Consider the following 16,919-nt stretch of genomic DNA (forward strand, 5'->3'; position numbering starts at 1 on the left):
TTGCTTCTTCTTCATTTTTCACCACGACAACAGGAGACATCCATGAAAAACAAACTTACCGTGCTGGCCATGATGCTGGGCGCCGCAGGTCTGGCCGCGCCGCTGGCCCATGCCCAGGAGAAGGTCAAGATCGGTTTCATCACCGACATGTCCAGCCTGTATTCCGACGTGGATGGCAAAAACGGTGCCCTGGCCATCCAGATGGCCATCGACGACTTTGGCGGCAAGGTCAACGGCAAGCCCATCGAGTTGCTGTCAGCCGACCACCAGAACAAGGCCGACATCGCCGCCACCAAGGCGCGCGAGTGGATTGACACCCAGGGCCTGACCATGCTCTTTGGTGGCACCAACTCGGGCACGGCGCTGGCCATGGCCCAGATCGCCAACGAGAAAAAGCGCGTCTTCATGGTCAATGGTGCAGGCGGCTCGGCACTGACCAACGAGCAATGCACCCCCTACACCGTTCACTACGCCTATGACACCGTGGCGCTGGCCAAGGGCACCGCAGGCGCTTTGGTCGATCAGGGCGGCAAGAGCTGGTTCTTCCTGACCGCCGACTACGCCTTTGGCCAACTGCTGGAGCGCGATGCCGCCGCCGTGGTCAAGAGCAAGGGCGGCACCGTGGCCGGGGCGGTGCGCCACCCGCTCAATGCGTCGGACTTCTCCTCTTTCCTGCTCCAGGCGCAAAACTCCAAGGCCCAGGTGCTGGGCCTGGCCAATGCGGGCGGCGACACCATCAACGCCATCAAGGCGGCCAAGGAGTTTGGCGTGGGCAAGAGCATGAAGATGGCGGGCCTGCTGGTATTCATCACCGATGTCCACAGCCTGGGCCTGAAAAACACCGAAGGCTTGCTGCTGACCACCAGCTGGGACTGGAACCTGAACGACCAGACGCGCGCTTTTGGCAAGAAGTTCTTTGAGAAAACCAAGCGCATGCCCACGGACATCCAGGCTGCCAATTACTCGGCCACCATGAACTACCTCAAGGCGTTGCAGGCCACCAAGACCGAAGACGCCGACAAGGTCATGGCCTACCTCAAGAGCACGCCGCTGGACGACTTTTATGCCAAAGGCACCATCCGACCCGATGGCCGCTACGTGCACGACATGTACCTGATGCAGGTCAAGTCCCCCGCCGAGTCCAAGCAGCCCTGGGATTACTACAAGGTCGTCACCAAGCTGCCCGGCGACCAGGTTTTCACCACCAAGGCCGAGAGCAAGTGCGCTCTCTGGAAATAAGCCCTTGACCTGACACACCCTTACCCTCTGCCGCCTCCCATGGAAATTTTTGGTGTCTCCTTGCCGGCCATGCTCAGCCAGCTCCTTCTGGGGCTGGTCAATGGCTCGTTTTACGCAATCCTCAGCCTCGGGCTGGCCGTGATTTTCGGCCTGCTCAACGTCATCAACTTTGCGCACGGTGCGCTGTTCATGATGGGGGCGGTGATTACCTGGATGGCCATGAATTACCTGGGCATCGGCTACTGGTGGATGCTGGTGCTGGCGCCGCTGGTGGTGGGGGTGTTCGGGGTGGTCATCGAGCGCCTGCTCTTGCGCTGGATCTACAAACTCGATCACCTCTATGGCCTGCTGCTCACGCTGGGCCTGACGCTGCTGATTGAGGGGCTGTTTCGCTCGTTCTACGGCGTCTCTGGCCTGGGCTACGACACGCCCGAGCTGCTCGAAGGCGCCACCAACCTGGGCTTCATGATGCTGCCCAACTACCGTGCCTGGGTGGTGGTGGTGTCGATTGTGGTGTGCATTGCCACCTGGTACGTGATCGAAAAAACCAAACTGGGCGCCTACCTGCGCGCCGGTACGGAAAACCCCCGCCTGGTGGAGGCCTTCGGCATCAACGTGCCGGTGATGATTACGCTGACCTACGCCTTTGGCGCGGCGCTGGCGGCCTTTGCGGGCGTGCTGGCTGCGCCGGTGTACCAGGTCTCGCCGCTGATGGGGCAGAACCTCATCATCGTGGTGTTTGCCGTGGTGGTGATCGGTGGCATGGGCTCGATCATGGGCTCCATCCTCACCGGGTTGGGCCTGGGCATCGTCGAGGGGTTCACCAAGGTGTTTTACCCCGAAGCGTCTTCCACCGTGGTGTTTGTCATCATGGTCATCGTTCTCCTGATCCGCCCCGCCGGCCTGTTCGGCAAAGAGAAATAAGGGGCCGCCAACATGAATCCCAAGAACCTCTCCGCACTGGGCTACGGCCTGCTGTTCATCGCTTTGCTGGCAGCGCCGCTGCTGGGTGCCTACCCGGTGTTTGTGATGAAGCTCATGTGCTTCGCGCTCTTTGCCTCGGCGTTCAACCTGCTGCTGGGTTACACCGGCATGCTGTCGTTTGGCCATGCCGCTTTTCTGGGCGGTGCTGCCTACGCGGCCGGGCATTCCATCAAGGTGTGGGGCTTTACCCCGGAAGTGGGCTTGCTGCTGGGCACCGCCAGCGGTGCGCTGCTGGGCCTGATCGTGGGTTTTTTCGCCATCCGCCGCCAGGGCATTTACTCCACCATGATCACGCTGGCGCTGGCACAGATGCTGTTTTTCGTCTGCTTGCAGGCGCCCTTCACCGGTGGTGAAGACGGGTTGCAGGGCGTGCCACGCGGCAAATTGTTCGGTCTGATCGATCTGCAAAACGACCTGGCCATGTACTACGTGGTGCTGGCCGTGGTGACGGCAGCCTTTTTGCTCATTGTGCGCACCATCCATTCGCCGTATGGCCAGGTGCTCAAGGCCATCAAAGAGAACGAGCCGCGCGCCATCTCGCTGGGCTACGACACCAACCGCTTCAAGCTGCTGGCCTTTGTGCTGTCGGCGGCGCTGGCCGGGCTGGCCGGTTCGCTCAAGACGCTGGTGCTGGGCTTTGCCACGCTCAGCGATGTCCACTGGAGTGCCTCGGGCCATGTGGTGCTGATGACGCTGGTGGGGGGGCTGGGCACCTTGTCAGGGCCGCTGGTGGGCTCTGCCGTGGTGGTGCTGCTGGAAAACAAGATTGGCGACCTGGGCGAGCTGTTGGCCAACGTCTCGGGCATCGCATGGTTCCAGACCCTGGGCGAGTCGGTCACCATCGTCACGGGGCTGATCTTCGTGGTCTGTGTGCTGGCTTTCCGGCGCGGCATCATGGGTGAGCTGATCGCCTGGCTGACGCGCCTGCGGGCCGGCAAAAAAGCCTGAGCCATGGCCCAGGGGCGGCCCCACGCGCCACGGGGCGCCGCCGCTGGGCACGCCTTTATAGCCGCAGCGCGGCGGCGTAACCTGTCATCTCCAGGTAGCCCGAGCCCACCACTGGGCCTGCATTCTGGCCTGTGCCCGCTGTGTGCAGCGCGCACAGGCCCTCCCAGTAAATAGCGCCGGTGGAGCCCCGGCTGTCCAGCTCCTGGTTGTCCAGCAGGGCCTGCACGGCAAAGGCCCCGGCGGGCGTGTCTACCCGCCACTGCACCGGGTAGCGGGTGCCGCCCAGCGGGCTGCGCCACCAGCGCAGCGGCGTGAACTGCACTTCGGTGGCGGCAAAAATCCGTGCTGCTTGGCCCGGTGCCCGCCACGAGCCGCCTGCCCACAGTGCCGAACCATCGGCGCGCCGCAGCCGAAAGGCCGTCAGTGCGCTGCCATCGTGCAGGTTCATGCCTATCCAGTCCCAGCCGGTGGCCTCGGGGTGCAGCAGGGCCTGGCTGGCCTCGTGGTCCAGCCAGGCGCGGTTGTCGCCGCTGGAAGCGGGCGCTTCTATGGCCAGGCGCTGCCCGCCCAGCACCAGGCTGCCGCGCACGGCCATCTGCGGCTGGCTGTAGTAGTAGCTGGCCTGCGCGGCGTCTGGCCCTTTGCGCGACAGGCCCTGCTGGCCTTGCAGCAGCAGCGGCTGCGTGGTGTCGCATTCCAGATTGAGCGCAAAACCGGTCGTGGTGATCTGCGCGGTGTAGCGGCTGCCGGTGAGGGGGGCAGCGCTTGCACTCGTGCCCGTGCCGTGGTCGGTACTGTTCCTGCTGGCGTTGGCAACTGCACCTGCCAGATCGGTGCGCCGCAGCGACCAGTCTTGCAGGCGGATGTCGGTGTCGGCCTCGCTGGCGCGTGCTACGCCAAAGCCGGCACGGGCGATGCGCTGATCGTGGTAGAGCTTGCCCGCGCGCAGGTCGGTCAGTGCGGCATGGGCAAACAGCAATTGCTTGGCGGCAAACGCCGATTGCATGCCCTGGGCCACATCCACCCGCGAGCGAAAAAACGTTACCTGAAACCCCCAGCGTTGCCCGGCTGCCTGCACCTGTCCGGTGATGTACCACCACTCGGTGCGCAGGTCGGGGTGGCTGCCAAAGTCGCGCGGAAATTGCAAGGGCCGCAGCGGCAGGGCCTGGGCACCAGGCACTGCGCTGGCGGCGTACCCCCCCGCCGCCAGTGCCAGCCAGTGCCGGCGCGACAAGGTGGGTGCAGTGGAGAAGGCCGATAAAGGTGCGGGTGTGGTGGGCCAGTTTTTCATCATTACCAATCTTCTTTGACTGCCAGCACCGCATCGCGCCCGGCGGCGGCGCGGCCAGCGAGCCAGGCGGTCAGCGTGCCGCACAGCACCACGGCCACGGCCAGCGCCAGCAGGCGCAGCAAGGGCAGGCGCAGCTCCATCGTCCAGTGAAAGCTCTGCGGATTGACCACATGTACCAGCACCACGGCCACCGCCGTGCCCAGCAGCACGCCCGCCACGGCGCCCGCGCCCGTCCAGGCAGCGCCTTCGCCCGCCACCACGGTGAGGATTTGCCGCCGCGTCAGGCCCAGGTGCGCCAGCAGGCCGAACTCTTTGCGCCGCGCCAGCACCTGGGCGCTGAAGCTGGCGGCCACGCCGAACAAACCGATGCCAATGGCCACCGCCTGCAGCCAGTAAGTGACGGCAAAGCTGCGGTCGAAAATTTGCAGCGAACGGGTGCGGATGGCCTGCGCGGTGCCAAATTCCAGCAGCGGTGCATCTGCGCCTGCGCTGGTGGTCTCGGTGCCTGTGCTCGTCGCTGCCCCTGTTCGTCGCGATTCGGCCTGCGCCAGCGCTTCAATGGTTTGCTGCAAGGTGGCCAGGTCGGCATCGCTGGTGCCCGTGTCGTCCGGGCGGTTGCTGCCCGCGTCGGTGCGGGTGCTGCGCGGCCAGATGGCCAGGTCGTTGGCGTAGCCGTCGCCCGTCAGGCGGATGTAGTCAGCCGTATCCATGGCCACGGCCCCGGTCTGGCGGGCATAGTCACGCCACACACCTGCTACAAAAAACGGAGCTGCGTGCGCTTTCTGTGATTGGCTTTGCACCATAAAAGCCTTGGAAAGAGCGGGCAGTGTCTGGCCCGGCGCTGCACCCCACAGCGCGGCCATGGCTTCGCTGGCATACACGGGGATATGGCCCGGCGGCACGGGCAGGGCTGGCGCCACCAGTGCCAGCGTGCGCGCGGGCTCAGGGCCCAGGGGGCGTGCCAGCAGTGTGATGGCCGGGCGGTCTGGGGCCAACAGCAAGTTCACCACCCGCGTGCCTTGTACCCGCTCCACGCCGGGCAATTGCGCGATGCGCTGCAACAGCGCCGGGCTGAACACCGGGGCATCGGTGCCCGTGCTGGTGGCACTGCGTGCGTACAGCGGGGCGGGCAGCACGGCGTCCAGCCAGTCGATCACGGAGCCGCGAAAGCTGGTCACCATTACGGTGAGCGCTACGGCCAGACTCAGGCTGGCCACCACGCCGCCCACGGCCACGGCGGCGCTGTGCTGGGTGCGTCGCGCGCGCTCCAGGGCCAGCAGCGCCAGCAGGTGCGGTGCAGTGCCCGGGTGGTACCAGCGCAGCCCCCAGGCCACGCCCCAGGGCAGCAGCGCAATGCCGCCGACCAGCAGCAGGGCAATCGACACATACGCTGCCAAAGGTATGCCAAAAACGGGTGGAACGTAGGCCAGAAAAGCGCTGGCAGCTATCAAAACCATACCGGGCCAGGCCGCTGGTGTACCCATGCTGCCCTGGCCCAGGCCCTTGAGGGTTTGCGCGGGCGGCAGCGCCTGCGCCGCCCGCGCGGGCCACCAGCCGCCCAGCAGCGCTGCCCCCACGCCCAGGCCGCCGTACAGCAGCGCTGCTGCCCAGCTCCATTGCAGCGCGGGCCGTGCCCCGGTGAAATAACCACCGCCCAGGTCGCCCCCCAGCAGGCGCAGCGCCAGCGCCGCCAGCGCCGTGCCCAGCGCAATGCCCGCAGCGCTGCCCACCAGCCCCAGCACCAGCGATTCGGCCAGCACCAGTTGCAGGCGCTGGCGCGGCGTGGCGCCCAGTACCGCCAGCAGAGCAAAAGCGCTGGCACGCTGCGCCACGCTCAGCGCCAGCACCGAAAACACCAAAAAAGCCCCGGTAAACAGCGCCACCAGCGCCAACACCGTCAGGTTGACGCGGTAGGCGCGCGTGAGGTTGCCCACGCTCTGGGCCGCATCACCGGGCTCGGCCCAGAGCACGTTGGCGGGCCAGCCGGGCGTGGCTTGGAGCGCCTGCTGCACTGCCTCGGGCACGCTGCCCGGTTGCCATTGCAGGTCGATGCGGGTGAGTTGGCCTGCGCGCCCGAACAGGTCTTGTGCGGCGCCAATGTCCATCACCGCCAGCGGTGCGCCCGGTGCGGCAATGCTGCCCGCCACGCGCACCCGCACGCGCTGTAACCCGGTCTGCAACAGCAGCAGTGGCGTTTGCGTGGGCTGGCTGGAGACGCCCAGCGCCTGCATCGCCGCTGCGTTGAGAAACACCGTGGCCGGGGCAAACAGCGCCCAGCGGTCTGCTGGCAGGCTGGAAAACGCCTGTGGCATCCAGGCCGGGGCTGTGGCGGGCAGCAGCAAGGCATCGGCGCCGATGATGCGCAGCGGGGTGCTGGCCGGTGTGGTCGTAGTGGTGGACTGGGCGGGTGCAGCGTCGGTATCGGGCGCAGGGGGCGCGGCAGAGGCTGGGCCATAGTGCGCTGCGCCATCAGCGGGCAGCGCCTGTGCCAGCACCGACAGCTCCAGCACCGGGCTGGCGCGCGCCACCTGCGGGTGTGTGGCCACACGCTCGTACACCGATTCGCTGAAATGGCCTTGCACTGCGCGCAACTGCACATCGGGCTGGCCGCTGACGTTGCGCACCGCCTGGGCAAACTCATCCAGTGCCGAGGCGTTGATGGTGTGTACGGCAAACGCCAGCGCCACCCCCAGCATCACGGCGCAGGCGGCGGCGGCGCTGCGCCAGGGGTGGTGGCGCAGCTCTTGCAGCGACCAGGTGCGAAGCAAAGCAAACATGGCGCCGATTGTGGCCCCGGCAGGGCTGCGCCCCGCCGTTGGCGATGGATGGGCGAATGCTGGCAGGGGCTGTTGATGGGTAAAAATGATAGCTGCCAGCGCTTGCTGCATAAGGGCTGGAGCCAGATTTGGCTTCAAACTGGGGCAGATGGCAACGCATGGGTGCTGTGTGCCCGGCCCGTGTTGCGCGGCCCGGCGCCCAACAGCATTTGGTTGCAGTTGTGCGCTATGGCCCCTTGAAGTGCGTGGGTGTTGCGCTTATCTTGAACAGTGCCCTGCACTGGCGCGGGGCACCTTCTTCACCCCTTTCTGTAAGGAGCATTGTCATGAACGCATTGGTAGGCCGTGGCGGCTTGTTGGATGATTTTTTCAAGGACATGAACCCGGGCTTTTACGTGCGCCCCCTGCACGGCGACCCGCTGCCCACGCCGGGGCAGATGAAAGTGGATGTCAAGGAAACCGACACGGCCTACACCGTGCAGGCCGAAGTGCCCGGCGTGCCCAAAGAGGACATCCATGTCTCGGTCGATGGCAACGTGGTCAGCCTGCGCGCCGAAGTGCGCCAGCAAGACCAGCAGACCGAGGGCGAAAAAGTGCTGCGCTCGGAGCGCTACTTTGGTGCCGTGGCGCGCAGCTTTCAGTTGCCCGCAGATATCGACGCCGCGCAGTGCAAGGCCAAGTACGACAACGGGGTCCTGACCCTGACCCTGCCCAAAAAGCAGGGCGGCAGCGCGCAGCGCCTGGCTATTGAGTGAGCAGCGGTGGCGGCGGCGCAGCGCTGCGCATCACGCAATCCCCTGCGCTGTCAGCCGCAGCACCCGATCGGCGCGTGCTGCGGCAGCGTCCGAGTGCGTGACCAGCACCAGCGCGGCGCCGTGCTCGCGCGTTTGCGCCAGCAGCACATCCATGGTGCGCGCGGCGGTCCCGGGGTCGAGGTTGCCGGTAGGCTCGTCGGCCAGCAGCAGGCTGGGGCGGTGTACCAGCGCACGGGCGATGGCTACGCGCTGCAACTGTCCGCCGCTGAGCTGCGCGGGCAGGCGCGCGCCCAGGTCGCTCAGCCCCACGGCGGCCAACATCTGCGCCACGCGCTCGGGGTCGGGGCGCTGCAACAGCACCAGCGGCAGGGCCACGTTGTGCGCCACGTCCAGGTGCGGCAGCACATGAAACGCCTGGAACACAAAGCCCACATGGGTGCGGCGCCACAGCGCGCGCTGCGTTTCGTCCAACAGCCCCAGGTCGGTGCTGCCGTGCAGGATGTGGCCGCTGTCCCAGGTGTCCAGCCCGGCCAGGCAGTTGAGCAGTGTGGATTTGCCCACGCCCGAGTCCCCCACGATGGCGACAAACTCGCCCGGCTGCACGGCAAAGTCCACTCCGGCAAACACGGGCGTGCTGCCGTAGTGCTTGGTCAGACCCTGCACACGCAGGGTCTGGGTGGGGCGGTCTGCGGCGTGGTTCATGGGGTGTTGGCGTCTATGCGTTGCAGCACGGCCTGCACCAGTTGCTGCGTGGCGGTGGGCTGGTCGCAGGCGATGGCGTTGCGCTCGGGCATGCTGCGCAGCCAGGTGATTTGCCGTTTGGCCAGTTGCCGGGTGGCGGCGATGCCGCGCTCGCGCAGCATGCCCAGGTTCAGTGGCGTGCCTGCGGGGCGGTTGGCCTGGAAGTCGAGTTCTTCCCACGCCTGGCGGTAGCCCACGCAGCGCATGGAGGGCAGGTCGGGGTGCAGGTCGCCGCGCGCGCGCAGGGCACGCACTTCGTCGATAAAACCAGCCTCCAGCATGGCGTCAAAGCGCTGGGCAATGCGCTGGTGCAGCCAGGCTCGGTCGGTGGGTTCTAAAGAAAAAAGCGCTCCAGCACTGATGGGGCGTGCGCTTGCAGCTCCTGTTTTGATAGTGTGAAAACTCGACAGCGGCTGCCCGGAAATCTCCCAGACTTCCAGGGCGCGCTGTATGCGCTGGCTGTCGGCGGGGGCCAGGCGCGCGGCGGTGGCGGGGTCGATGCGGGCCAGCTCGGCGTGCAGTGCGGGCCAGCCGTGCTCGTGTGCCCGGGCCTCGATGCGCGCGCGCACGGCAGCGTCGGCGGCGGGCATGGCGTCGATGCCATCGAGCAGCGCCTTGAAGTACAGCATGGTGCCACCCACCAGCAGCGGCAGTGCGCCGCGCGCGCGGATGTCGGCGATCAACTCCGTGGCGTCTTGCACAAACTCGGCGGCGCTGTAGGCCAGCAGGGGGTCGCGGATGTCGATGAGGTGGTGCGGGACAAAGGCGCGCTCCTCGGGCGTGGGCTTGGCGGTGCCAATGTCCATGCCGCGATAGACCAGTGCCGAATCGACGCTGATGATTTCTACCGGCAGGCGCCGCGCCAGCACAGCGGCAATGGCCAGTGCGCCAGCGGTTTTGCCCGAGGCCGTGGGGCCCGCGATGGCGATGCAGGGCAGGGTGGTGTTCATGGTTTGGCAGGGTCTCCGAATTTTTGTACCAGCGTCCAGGCCGCAACGGCTACGCACAGGCTCCAGAACCACACGCCCAGCGCCAGCGGCAGCACGGTGCCATCCATGCGCTGGCCCAGCCAGTGGCCTATGCCAAAGGCCACCAGCATCATGACAAAACCGTTGAGCGCGGCGGCGGTGCCCGCCGCGTGTGGAAAAGGCCCGACCGAGCCGCTTTGGCTGCACGGCATATGGATGCCGTGCGCCATTTGAAAAAGCCAAAACGGCAGGGCATAAGCCCAGCCGTTGTTCACGCCCGCCAGAGCAAACACGCCCATCAGCGTGCCACCGGTAGCGCTGAGTGCCCCGGCCAGCGCCATGCTGCGGCGCACGCCCCAGCGCGCCAGCAAGCGGCGGCACAGCACCGTGCCGCTGACGTACAGCAGGGCGTTGCACGACAGCAGCAGCCCATACTGCGTGGGGCTCCAGCCCAGTACCTGGATAAAGGTGAACGACGAGGCCGCCAGGTAGGTGAACAAGCCCGCGTAGGTGCAGGTGGTGGTGGCAGAAAACGCCAGAAAAGTCGGGTGGCGCAGGATTTGGCCCCAGGTGCGCAGCAGGTGCGCCGGGTGCAGTGCCTGCGGGTTGGGCCGCGCCAGCGATTCTTCAAAGCGCAGCCACATCATGCACAGCGCTACGGCACCAAAGCAGGCCAGGGCCGCCATGGTGGCGCGCCAGCCCAGCGATGCTGCCAGCAGGCCGCCCAGCGGCGGGCTCAGGCAGGCGATGACGCCCAGACCCGTGAGGGCGCGCGACATGGCCTGCGCGCCTTGCACTGGCGCATACAGGTCGCGCACCACGGCACGCGCACCCATCACGCCAGCGCCCATGGCGGCGCCCTGCACCGTGCGCCAAAAGACCAGTGCCTCCATGGACTGCGCCAACGCGCAGCCCAGCGCCGCCAGCACATAGGCTGCCAGCCCCAGCAGCAAAATCGGCCTGCGCCCCCAGCGGTCAGACAGCGGCCCCCACACCAGTTGTGAGCAGCCAAAGGCCAGCAGCAGCGCGGTCAGCGTCAGTTGCGTCTGCGCCATGGGCGCGTGCAATTGGGCTTGCAGGGCGGGCAGTGCAGGCAGATACAGGTCGGTGGTGATGGGCTGCAGGCCCAGCAGCAAGGCCAGCAGCGCAACGACCAGGGCGGGCGATATGCCGGCAGGCGGGCGCTGCGCGGAAGAGGAAGGCACGGACATAGGCGCTGGAGCGTAGCAGAACAATTTGGCCGAAAAAGCGGACGCCACCGACCCACGGGCCGGTCTGCGGCCCACCCTGCTGCGGCCCCGGCACCCGTGCCGCAGCGCCCAAGAAAAAGGGGGCCGAAGCCCCCTTGGTTGCCGCAGTGTGCCGCAGGGTCAGACCACGCCTTGCGCCAGCATGGCGTCGGCCACCTTGACAAAGCCGGCCACGTTGGCGCCGTCGATGTAGCTGACGGTGCCGTCGGCGCGCTTGCCGTACTTCAGGCAGGCGGCGTGGATGCCTTGCATGATTTGCAGCAAGCGGGCATCGACTTCTTCTGCTGTCCAGGACAGGCGCATGGCGTTCTGGCTCATTTCCAGGCCGGAAGTGGCCACACCACCGGCATTGCTGGCCTTGCCCGGTGCGTACAGCACGCCAGCGGCTTCAAATGCACGGGCCGCTTCGTTGGTCGAAGGCATGTTGGCACCTTCGGCCACGCACAGCACGCCGTTGGCGATCAGGGTCTTGGCGTCGGCCTCGTCCAGTTCGTTTTGTGTGGCGCAGGGCAGGGCCACGTCCACCGGCACATGCCAGGGGCGCACACCGGCTTCAAAACGCACGCCAGTGCGGGCGGCGTAGTCGCTCACGCGGCCATAGTGGTGGTTCTTCACGTCCATCAGGATGGCGAGTTTTTCGGTGGTGAAGCCGTCTTCGTCAATGATGGTGCCGCTGGAATCGGACACCGTGATCACCTTGGCACCCAGGGCCATGGCTTTTTCGACGGCGTACTGGGCCACGTTGCCCGAGCCCGACACCGACACGCGCAGGCCGTCGAACGACTTGCCACGGGTCTTGAGCATTTCGTCGGCAAAGTACACGGTGCCGTAGCCGGTGGCTTCGGGGCGGATCAACGAGCCGCCAAACGACAGGCCCTTGCCCGTGAACACGCTGGCAGCGTTGTTGGCCAGCTTTTTGTACATGCCGGCCATGAAGCCCACTTCGCGGCCACCCACGCCGATGTCACCGGCGGGCACGTCGGTATCGGGGCCGACATGGCGGAACAGTTCCGAGACGAAAGCCTGGCAAAAACGCATCACTTCGCCGGGGCTCTTGCCCTTGGGGTCGAAATCGGAGCCGCCCTTGCCGCCGCCCATGGGCAGCGTGGTCAGTGCGTTCTTGAAGGTTTGTTCAAAAGCCAAAAACTTCAGCACCGACAGCGTGACCGAGGGGTGAAAGCGGATGCCGCCCTTGTAGGGGCCAATCGCCATGCTGTGCTGGATGCGGTAGCCACGGTTGACCTGCACCTGGCCGTGGTCATCCACCCACGAGACGCGGAACATGACGATGCGCTCGGGCTCGACCAGGCGCTCGAGCAGGCCGTGCTCGGCGTAGCGGGGGTGCTTTTCAATGAACGGCCACAGGCTCTCCATCACTTCGGTGACGGCCTGAAGAAATTCAGGCTGACCGGGGTTGCGCTGCGCTACCTGCGCCAGGAAGCTGCCTACGGACTCGTACTTCATATCAAAGGGCCTTTTTTGGGTGAAAAACGCGGGCGATGTGGCACCGCAGCGCGAGATTATGCCAAAAGCACATGAGTGAATGCACCAAATCTATGCATTCAAGGCTAATGTGGTGCGGTCAATGCACGAAAAAGGGCGTGATTGCCTTGATTTGGTGCGTTGCTGTCAATGAAAGCTGCGTTTGAGGCCCACGCTGAGCAAAGTGGTGCCTTGCTTGCGCCCCACGGTGCCGTCGAGTTGCCAGTCGGCGCTGAAAGCCCAGCGCAGCCCGGTCTGGAAGGTGGGCGCGCCATGGCGGCGGCCAAAGGCCTCAATGTGGGCGGTGATGTCGCCCGAGGGGTGCGGGTAGGCGCGCTCGTAGGCCAGGCCCCAGGTGGGCAGCCACTGGGCCTGGGGTTCGCGTTGCGCGCCGAGGTTGGCGTGTACGGCGCCCCAGTCGCCAGTGCAGGTGCCCAGCAGCGCCACAGACACCGTGTTGCCCGATTGCTGGCGGGTGTGCTGCACCCCCGCGCTGCTGGCGGCATTGCAGCCTTGCTCCGCAGGGGCTGTCCACAGCCATTTGGCCTGCACACCTTGCAGCGTGGCGTGGCCTTGCAGGTCGCGCGCCAGCAGGGCGCCCAGCTCCAGCCCTTCGATGGGTGCATAGGCCGGGGCAGCGAGCACGGTTCCGCGCTCGCCCCGGGGGCCTTCCCACCACATTTCGAGGTGGCCGTGGCCTGCGTCGTTGACCCCCGCGTCATCCACCCCCAGCGGGCGACCGGCATGGGCATGGCCGAGCGCGCCCAGCAGCAAGACCACGGCGCCAGCGCAGTGGCACAGGGACGTGCCCGATGGCAGGCTGGTCACCAAAGCGCTGTACAGACGGCGTGACAACAAAGGGGTGCAGGGGGGTGTGGCAGACATCAAAAGCTCCTTGGTGGATGGTGAGTGGTGGTGGGTGAAAGCAAGAATGGGGCGCAGCGTTGCCCCGCTGCGGCGGCTGCGCAGGCACGGGCGCGTATCGGGGGCGGGGGGCTTCAGCGGCCGCGCAGAAACAGCGCGTCCAGCTCGCGCATGGACAGTTGCCGCCAGGTGGGCCGACCGTGGTTGCACTGGTCGGAGCGCTCGGTCACTTCCATCTGGCGCAGCAGGGCGTTCATTTCGTCCAGCGTCAGGCGCCGGTGGGCGCGCACGGCGCCGTGGCAGGCCATGGTGGCCAGGATGTCGCTCTGCGCGCGCTGCACTACGGTGCTGGCGTCGTGCGCGGCCAGGTCGGCCAGCACGCTGCGCGCCAGCTCTACCGCATCGCCTTGCGCCAGTGTGCTGGGCACGGCGCGCACGGCCAGGGTTTTGGGCGAGAACGGCGTCACTTCCAGGCCCAGTGTGGCCAGGGTGTCAGCGTGGGCTTCGGCGCAAGCCACTTCATGGGCGGTGGCGGCAAAGGTGGCCGGAATCAGCAGCGGCTGGCTGGGGATGCGCGCCGCTGTGGCGGCCTGCGCTTTCAGGCGCTCATAGACGATGCGCTCGTGGGCAGCGTGCATATCGACCAGCACCAATCCCTGGGCGTTTTCGGCCAGGATGTACACGCCGTGCAGTTGGGCCAGCGCGCGGCCCAGGGGCCAGGCGGGGGCGCTGGCGTAGGGGTCGCTGTCGTTCGGGTTCTGGATGGGCGTTGGGTGCTGTGCGCTGGCTGGTGCGTCTGCACGGGCCGCCGGTGCCTCAGTGCTCGCGCTGGTGACGGGCAGGCTGTGGCGCCCCGTCTGGTCTGGCGCGAAGTGTTGCGCTGCCGGGTGCCCTGCCACCTCGTGGGGCGTTGTGCTGGCAGCCAGGCCATGCCAGGGGTTTGCCTGTGCGCCGCTGTCTGCGGGTGTTTTGCCCCACAGCGCCCCCAGGTCGGTCACGCGGTGGCCCACGCGATCATCAAAATGTATAGCTGCTTGCGCTTGCTGCGCGGGCGTTGGAGGCCAGTTTGGCTTGAGATTTGATGCTGTGCCGGGCCAGGCTGCCGTGCGGGGGCTTGCGTCCGCAGCGGTGGCAGGGGGGCTGCCCGGCGCACCCGCAGCATCTGCGCTTTCTGCCGCCGCTGCCAGTGCCGCTGCGCGCGGCACGGCCAGGGCGTTTTCTACGGCGTGGCGCACGGCCTGGTGGACTTCGCGGCTGTCTCTGAAGCGCACCTCGATCTTGGTCGGGTGGACGTTCACGTCCACCCGCGCCGGGTCGATCTCGATATAGAGCGCATACACGGGCTGGCGTTGGCCGTGCAGCACGTCTTCGTAGGCGCTGCGCGCGGCATGTTGCACGACTTTGTCGCGCACAAAGCGGCCATTGACGTAGCAGTATTGCTGGTCGGCGCGCGCGCGGGCGGCGTCGGGCAGCCCGGCGCGGCCCGTGACGGTGACGCGCCCTTCGCGGTGGTGCAGGGGCACCGATTGCGCGACGAACGCCTCGCCCAGCACATCGGCCAGGCGCCGGGCCAGCGTGGCCTGGGCGTCGGTGCTGGGTGCTGCCTGGCTGGCCGCTGGCGCGTCGCCCTCCGGGGGTATGGGGCTGGCGGACTGTGCAGGCGGCTGGCCGGGCACGAAGGTGGCGCGCCACTGCTCCACCAGCTTGCCCTCGTGCCAGATGGCAAAGCCCACGTCGGGCCGCGCCAGTGCGTGGCGGCGCACGGCCTCGACGCAGTGGGCCAGTTCGGTGGCGTCGGTTTTCAAAAACTTGCGCCGCGCCGGGGTGCTGAAAAACAGCTCTTTCACTTCCACCGTGGTGCCGGTGGCGCGGGCCACGGGGCGCAGTTCGCCGCTGCGCGCGTCCAGCAAGAAAGCGCTGTCTTGCCCGTGCGGGCGCGAGAGCAAGGCGGTTTCTGACACCGAGCAGATGGCGGCCAGCGCCTCGCCCCGAAAACCCATGGTGACCACGGTTTCCAGCTCGTGCAGGTCGGTGATTTTGCTGGTGGCGTGGCGGCGCAGGGCAATGGGCAGCTCGTCGCGGGCAATGCCGCTGCCGTCGTCCTCGACGGCAATCAGCCGCACGCCGCCAGCCAGCAGCCGCACGGTGATCTGGCTGGCGCCCGCGTCCAGGGCGTTGTCCACCAGCTCGCGCACCACCGAGGCGGGGCGCTCCACCACTTCGCCAGCGGCAATCTGGCTGATGAGTTCGTCGGGCAGGTCGCGGATGGGGCGGCGGGCTGGAGCGGCGGGCGCCGCCGTGGCAGTGGCCGGTGCAGGGGAGGAAGAGGTGGCGCTGGAGGGGGTGGCGCTGGCGCGGGCGCTGGGGTCAAGGGCATTCACCGGCACGATTTTACGCAGCGGGGGTGGTGGGGATAATGCCCCTCTCATTTTTGCCAACGCGCACACGACCGTTGCCCGCACCCATGGAAGCCATCACTTTTCTCATCGATTTCATCTTGCACGTGGACAAGCACCTGGAGGCGTTCGTGGTCGCCTACGGCATGTGGGTGTATGCACTGCTGTTTCTGATCGTGTTTGTGGAAACCGGCGTGGTGGTGATGCCGTTTTTGCCGGGCGATTCGCTGCTATTCATCGTGGGCGCGCTGTGCGGTGCCGGGCTGATGGACTTTGGCCTGGCCTGCTCGGTGTTGCTGGTGGCGGCCATTTTGGGCGACCAGTGCAACTACACCATTGGCCGCTATATCGGCCCCAAGGTGTTCCAGTGGGAGAACTCGCGCTGGTTCAACCGCCGCGCGTTTGACCAGGCCCATGCGTTTTACGAGCGCTACGGCGGCATCACCATCGTGCTGGCGCGCTTCATGCCGTTCATTCGCACTTTTGCGCCCTTTGTGGCGGGCGTGGCGGCCATGGGCCGGGGCAAGTTCACGGCCTACAACGTCGGTGGTGCTGTGCTGTGGGTGATGGGCATTTGCACGGCGGGGTACTTTTTTGGCAACCTGCCCTGGGTCAAGCTGCACCTGGACAAAATCATCTGGGGGCTGATTCTGGTGCCGGGGCTGATTGCCCTGTGGGGTGCCTGGCGCGGCACCCGCCAAGGCACTGCGCCAGCGCCTGCTCCCTGAGGTTGGCGCCAATCTGCTCTTTTATTGATAGCTGTTAGCGCACGCCACGTGTGCGTTCAGGCCTGTTTTTGCCTGAATTTCTGACCGCCGCACCCGCACCAATCGCCGGGTGCGGGCGTGGCTCAGCGGCGGTTGCGGCGTGGGGGCTGGTCGTTGCCTTCACCGATTTCGTGGCCGATAAAGGCGCCAGCGGCTGCACCGCCGATGGTGCCCACGGCACCACCGATGACGGCATCGCCCACCACACCGCCCACCACGGCGCCTACGCCGGTGCCTATCTGTGCATTGGTGGGGTTGGAGGCGCAAGCGCCCAGGGCGAGCGCGGCCACGCAGCTGGTGGCGATGAGCAAGGAACGAGTGGACATGGGGAAATCCTTTTGGGTTTGAAACGGTGGTCAGGGTTAACGCAAACAGATAACTGTGTACGCAACACCACTGCCCTACTGTGGCACCCTGCGCCCGCCCGCGCTGTAGGACGCAGCGGGGCGGCGCTGTC

At 66.7% G+C, this 16,919-nt stretch carries 14 protein-coding genes; 5 read left to right on the forward strand and 9 right to left on the reverse strand.

Annotated features, from left to right (window positions below):
- Positions 1-42 precede the first annotated feature (42 nt).
- Genes EV674_RS01450 through EV674_RS01460 form a run of 3 tightly spaced genes read left to right on the forward strand, consistent with a single transcriptional unit; the run spans position 43 to position 3,171 of the window.
- Complete coding sequence (locus tag EV674_RS01450) at positions 43-1,239, forward strand: ABC transporter substrate-binding protein (protein ID WP_119011768.1); 1,197 nt, start codon at positions 43-45, stop codon at positions 1,237-1,239.
- A 39-nt stretch (positions 1,240-1,278) separates the two neighbouring features.
- Positions 1,279-2,163: a branched-chain amino acid ABC transporter permease gene (locus EV674_RS01455; protein ID WP_119011769.1), complete on the forward strand. Its 885-nt coding sequence runs from the start codon at positions 1,279-1,281 to the stop codon at positions 2,161-2,163.
- 12 nt (positions 2,164-2,175) lie between these two features.
- Positions 2,176-3,171, forward strand: a complete 996-nt coding sequence (locus EV674_RS01460; protein ID WP_119011770.1) for a branched-chain amino acid ABC transporter permease — start codon at positions 2,176-2,178, stop codon at positions 3,169-3,171.
- A 55-nt stretch (positions 3,172-3,226) separates the two neighbouring features.
- Here EV674_RS01460 and EV674_RS01465 read toward each other — a convergent pair whose 3' ends face one another.
- Positions 3,227-4,462 (reverse strand): lipocalin-like domain-containing protein, encoded by a 1,236-nt coding sequence (locus EV674_RS01465; protein WP_119011899.1) that lies wholly within the window; start codon positions 4,460-4,462, stop codon positions 3,227-3,229.
- 2 nt (positions 4,463-4,464) lie between these two features.
- Entirely contained in the window at positions 4,465-7,239 is a 2,775-nt protein-coding gene (locus EV674_RS01470) for an ABC transporter permease (RefSeq protein WP_119011900.1), read from the reverse strand.
- Between the two features lie 326 nt (positions 7,240-7,565).
- Here EV674_RS01470 and EV674_RS01475 point away from each other — a divergent pair, with 326 nt between their 5' ends.
- On the forward strand, positions 7,566-7,994 hold the full coding sequence (locus EV674_RS01475; RefSeq protein WP_119011771.1) for an Hsp20/alpha crystallin family protein: 429 nt from the start codon (positions 7,566-7,568) through the stop codon (positions 7,992-7,994).
- Between the two features lie 30 nt (positions 7,995-8,024).
- Here EV674_RS01475 and EV674_RS01480 read toward each other — a convergent pair whose 3' ends face one another.
- The 6 genes from EV674_RS01480 to mutL all read right to left on the reverse strand — a co-directional run bounded on the left by EV674_RS01480 (position 8,025) and on the right by mutL (position 15,566).
- Positions 8,025-8,696 carry an ABC transporter ATP-binding protein gene (locus EV674_RS01480; RefSeq protein WP_119011772.1) on the reverse strand — a complete coding sequence of 224 codons (672 nt, stop codon included), beginning with the start codon at positions 8,694-8,696 and terminating at the stop codon, positions 8,025-8,027.
- Entirely contained in the window at positions 8,693-9,685 is a 993-nt protein-coding gene (miaA, locus tag EV674_RS01485; RefSeq protein ID WP_119011773.1) for a tRNA (adenosine(37)-N6)-dimethylallyltransferase MiaA, read from the reverse strand. The genes EV674_RS01480 and miaA overlap by 4 nt, the downstream gene beginning before the upstream one ends.
- Complete coding sequence (locus tag EV674_RS01490) at positions 9,682-10,914, reverse strand: multidrug effflux MFS transporter (RefSeq protein WP_119011774.1); 1,233 nt, start codon at positions 10,912-10,914, stop codon at positions 9,682-9,684. The genes miaA and EV674_RS01490 overlap by 4 nt, the downstream gene beginning before the upstream one ends.
- Before the next feature lie 159 nt (positions 10,915-11,073).
- Positions 11,074-12,417, reverse strand: a complete 1,344-nt coding sequence (gene gdhA, locus EV674_RS01495) for an NADP-specific glutamate dehydrogenase (protein WP_119011775.1) — start codon at positions 12,415-12,417, stop codon at positions 11,074-11,076.
- A gap of 165 nt (positions 12,418-12,582) precedes the next feature.
- On the reverse strand, positions 12,583-13,320 hold the full coding sequence (locus EV674_RS01500) for a hypothetical protein (protein WP_119011776.1): 738 nt from the start codon (positions 13,318-13,320) through the stop codon (positions 12,583-12,585).
- Between the two features lie 113 nt (positions 13,321-13,433).
- On the reverse strand, positions 13,434-15,566 hold the full coding sequence (gene mutL, locus EV674_RS01505; RefSeq protein ID WP_241524852.1) for a DNA mismatch repair endonuclease MutL: 2,133 nt from the start codon (positions 15,564-15,566) through the stop codon (positions 13,434-13,436).
- 197 nt (positions 15,567-15,763) lie between these two features.
- Here mutL and EV674_RS01510 point away from each other — a divergent pair, with 197 nt between their 5' ends.
- The gene (locus EV674_RS01510) at positions 15,764-16,423 is read left to right on the forward strand and encodes a DedA family protein (protein ID WP_119011778.1); all 660 of its coding nucleotides are present in this window, start codon (positions 15,764-15,766) and stop codon (positions 16,421-16,423) included.
- 122 nt (positions 16,424-16,545) lie between these two features.
- On the opposite strand, the gene EV674_RS01515 is transcribed toward EV674_RS01510, so the two are convergent.
- Positions 16,546-16,788 carry a glycine zipper 2TM domain-containing protein gene (locus tag EV674_RS01515; protein WP_119011779.1) on the reverse strand — a complete coding sequence of 81 codons (243 nt, stop codon included), beginning with the start codon at positions 16,786-16,788 and terminating at the stop codon, positions 16,546-16,548.
- Positions 16,789-16,919 lie beyond the last annotated feature (131 nt).

Origin of the sequence: Simplicispira metamorpha, assembly GCF_004341365.1 — a bacterium.
Lineage (GTDB): Bacteria > Pseudomonadota > Gammaproteobacteria > Burkholderiales > Burkholderiaceae_C > Simplicispira > Simplicispira metamorpha.

What these genes read in the sequence shown, in the direction of transcription:
- EV674_RS01450 (WP_119011768.1), top strand. Translation starts at nt 43, where the DNA reads ATGAAAAACAAACTTACCGTGCTGGCCATGATGCTGGGCGCCGCAGGT.
- EV674_RS01460 (WP_119011770.1), top strand. Translation starts at nt 2,176, where the DNA reads ATGAATCCCAAGAACCTCTCCGCACTGGGCTACGGCCTGCTGTTCATC.
- EV674_RS01475 (WP_119011771.1), top strand. Translation starts at nt 7,566, where the DNA reads ATGAACGCATTGGTAGGCCGTGGCGGCTTGTTGGATGATTTTTTCAAG.
- EV674_RS01465 (WP_119011899.1), bottom strand. Translation starts at nt 4,462, where the DNA reads ATGAAAAACTGGCCCACCACACCCGCACCTTTATCGGCCTTCTCCACT.
- EV674_RS01455 (WP_119011769.1), top strand. Translation starts at nt 1,279, where the DNA reads ATGGAAATTTTTGGTGTCTCCTTGCCGGCCATGCTCAGCCAGCTCCTT.
- miaA (WP_119011773.1), bottom strand. Translation starts at nt 9,685, where the DNA reads ATGAACACCACCCTGCCCTGCATCGCCATCGCGGGCCCCACGGCCTCG.
- EV674_RS01490 (WP_119011774.1), bottom strand. Translation starts at nt 10,914, where the DNA reads ATGTCCGTGCCTTCCTCTTCCGCGCAGCGCCCGCCTGCCGGCATATCG.
- EV674_RS01470 (WP_119011900.1), bottom strand. Translation starts at nt 7,239, where the DNA reads ATGTTTGCTTTGCTTCGCACCTGGTCGCTGCAAGAGCTGCGCCACCAC.
- EV674_RS01500 (WP_119011776.1), bottom strand. Translation starts at nt 13,320, where the DNA reads ATGTCTGCCACACCCCCCTGCACCCCTTTGTTGTCACGCCGTCTGTAC.
- EV674_RS01510 (WP_119011778.1), top strand. Translation starts at nt 15,764, where the DNA reads ATGGAAGCCATCACTTTTCTCATCGATTTCATCTTGCACGTGGACAAG.
- EV674_RS01515 (WP_119011779.1), bottom strand. Translation starts at nt 16,788, where the DNA reads ATGTCCACTCGTTCCTTGCTCATCGCCACCAGCTGCGTGGCCGCGCTC.
- EV674_RS01480 (WP_119011772.1), bottom strand. Translation starts at nt 8,696, where the DNA reads ATGAACCACGCCGCAGACCGCCCCACCCAGACCCTGCGTGTGCAGGGT.
- gdhA (WP_119011775.1), bottom strand. Translation starts at nt 12,417, where the DNA reads ATGAAGTACGAGTCCGTAGGCAGCTTCCTGGCGCAGGTAGCGCAGCGC.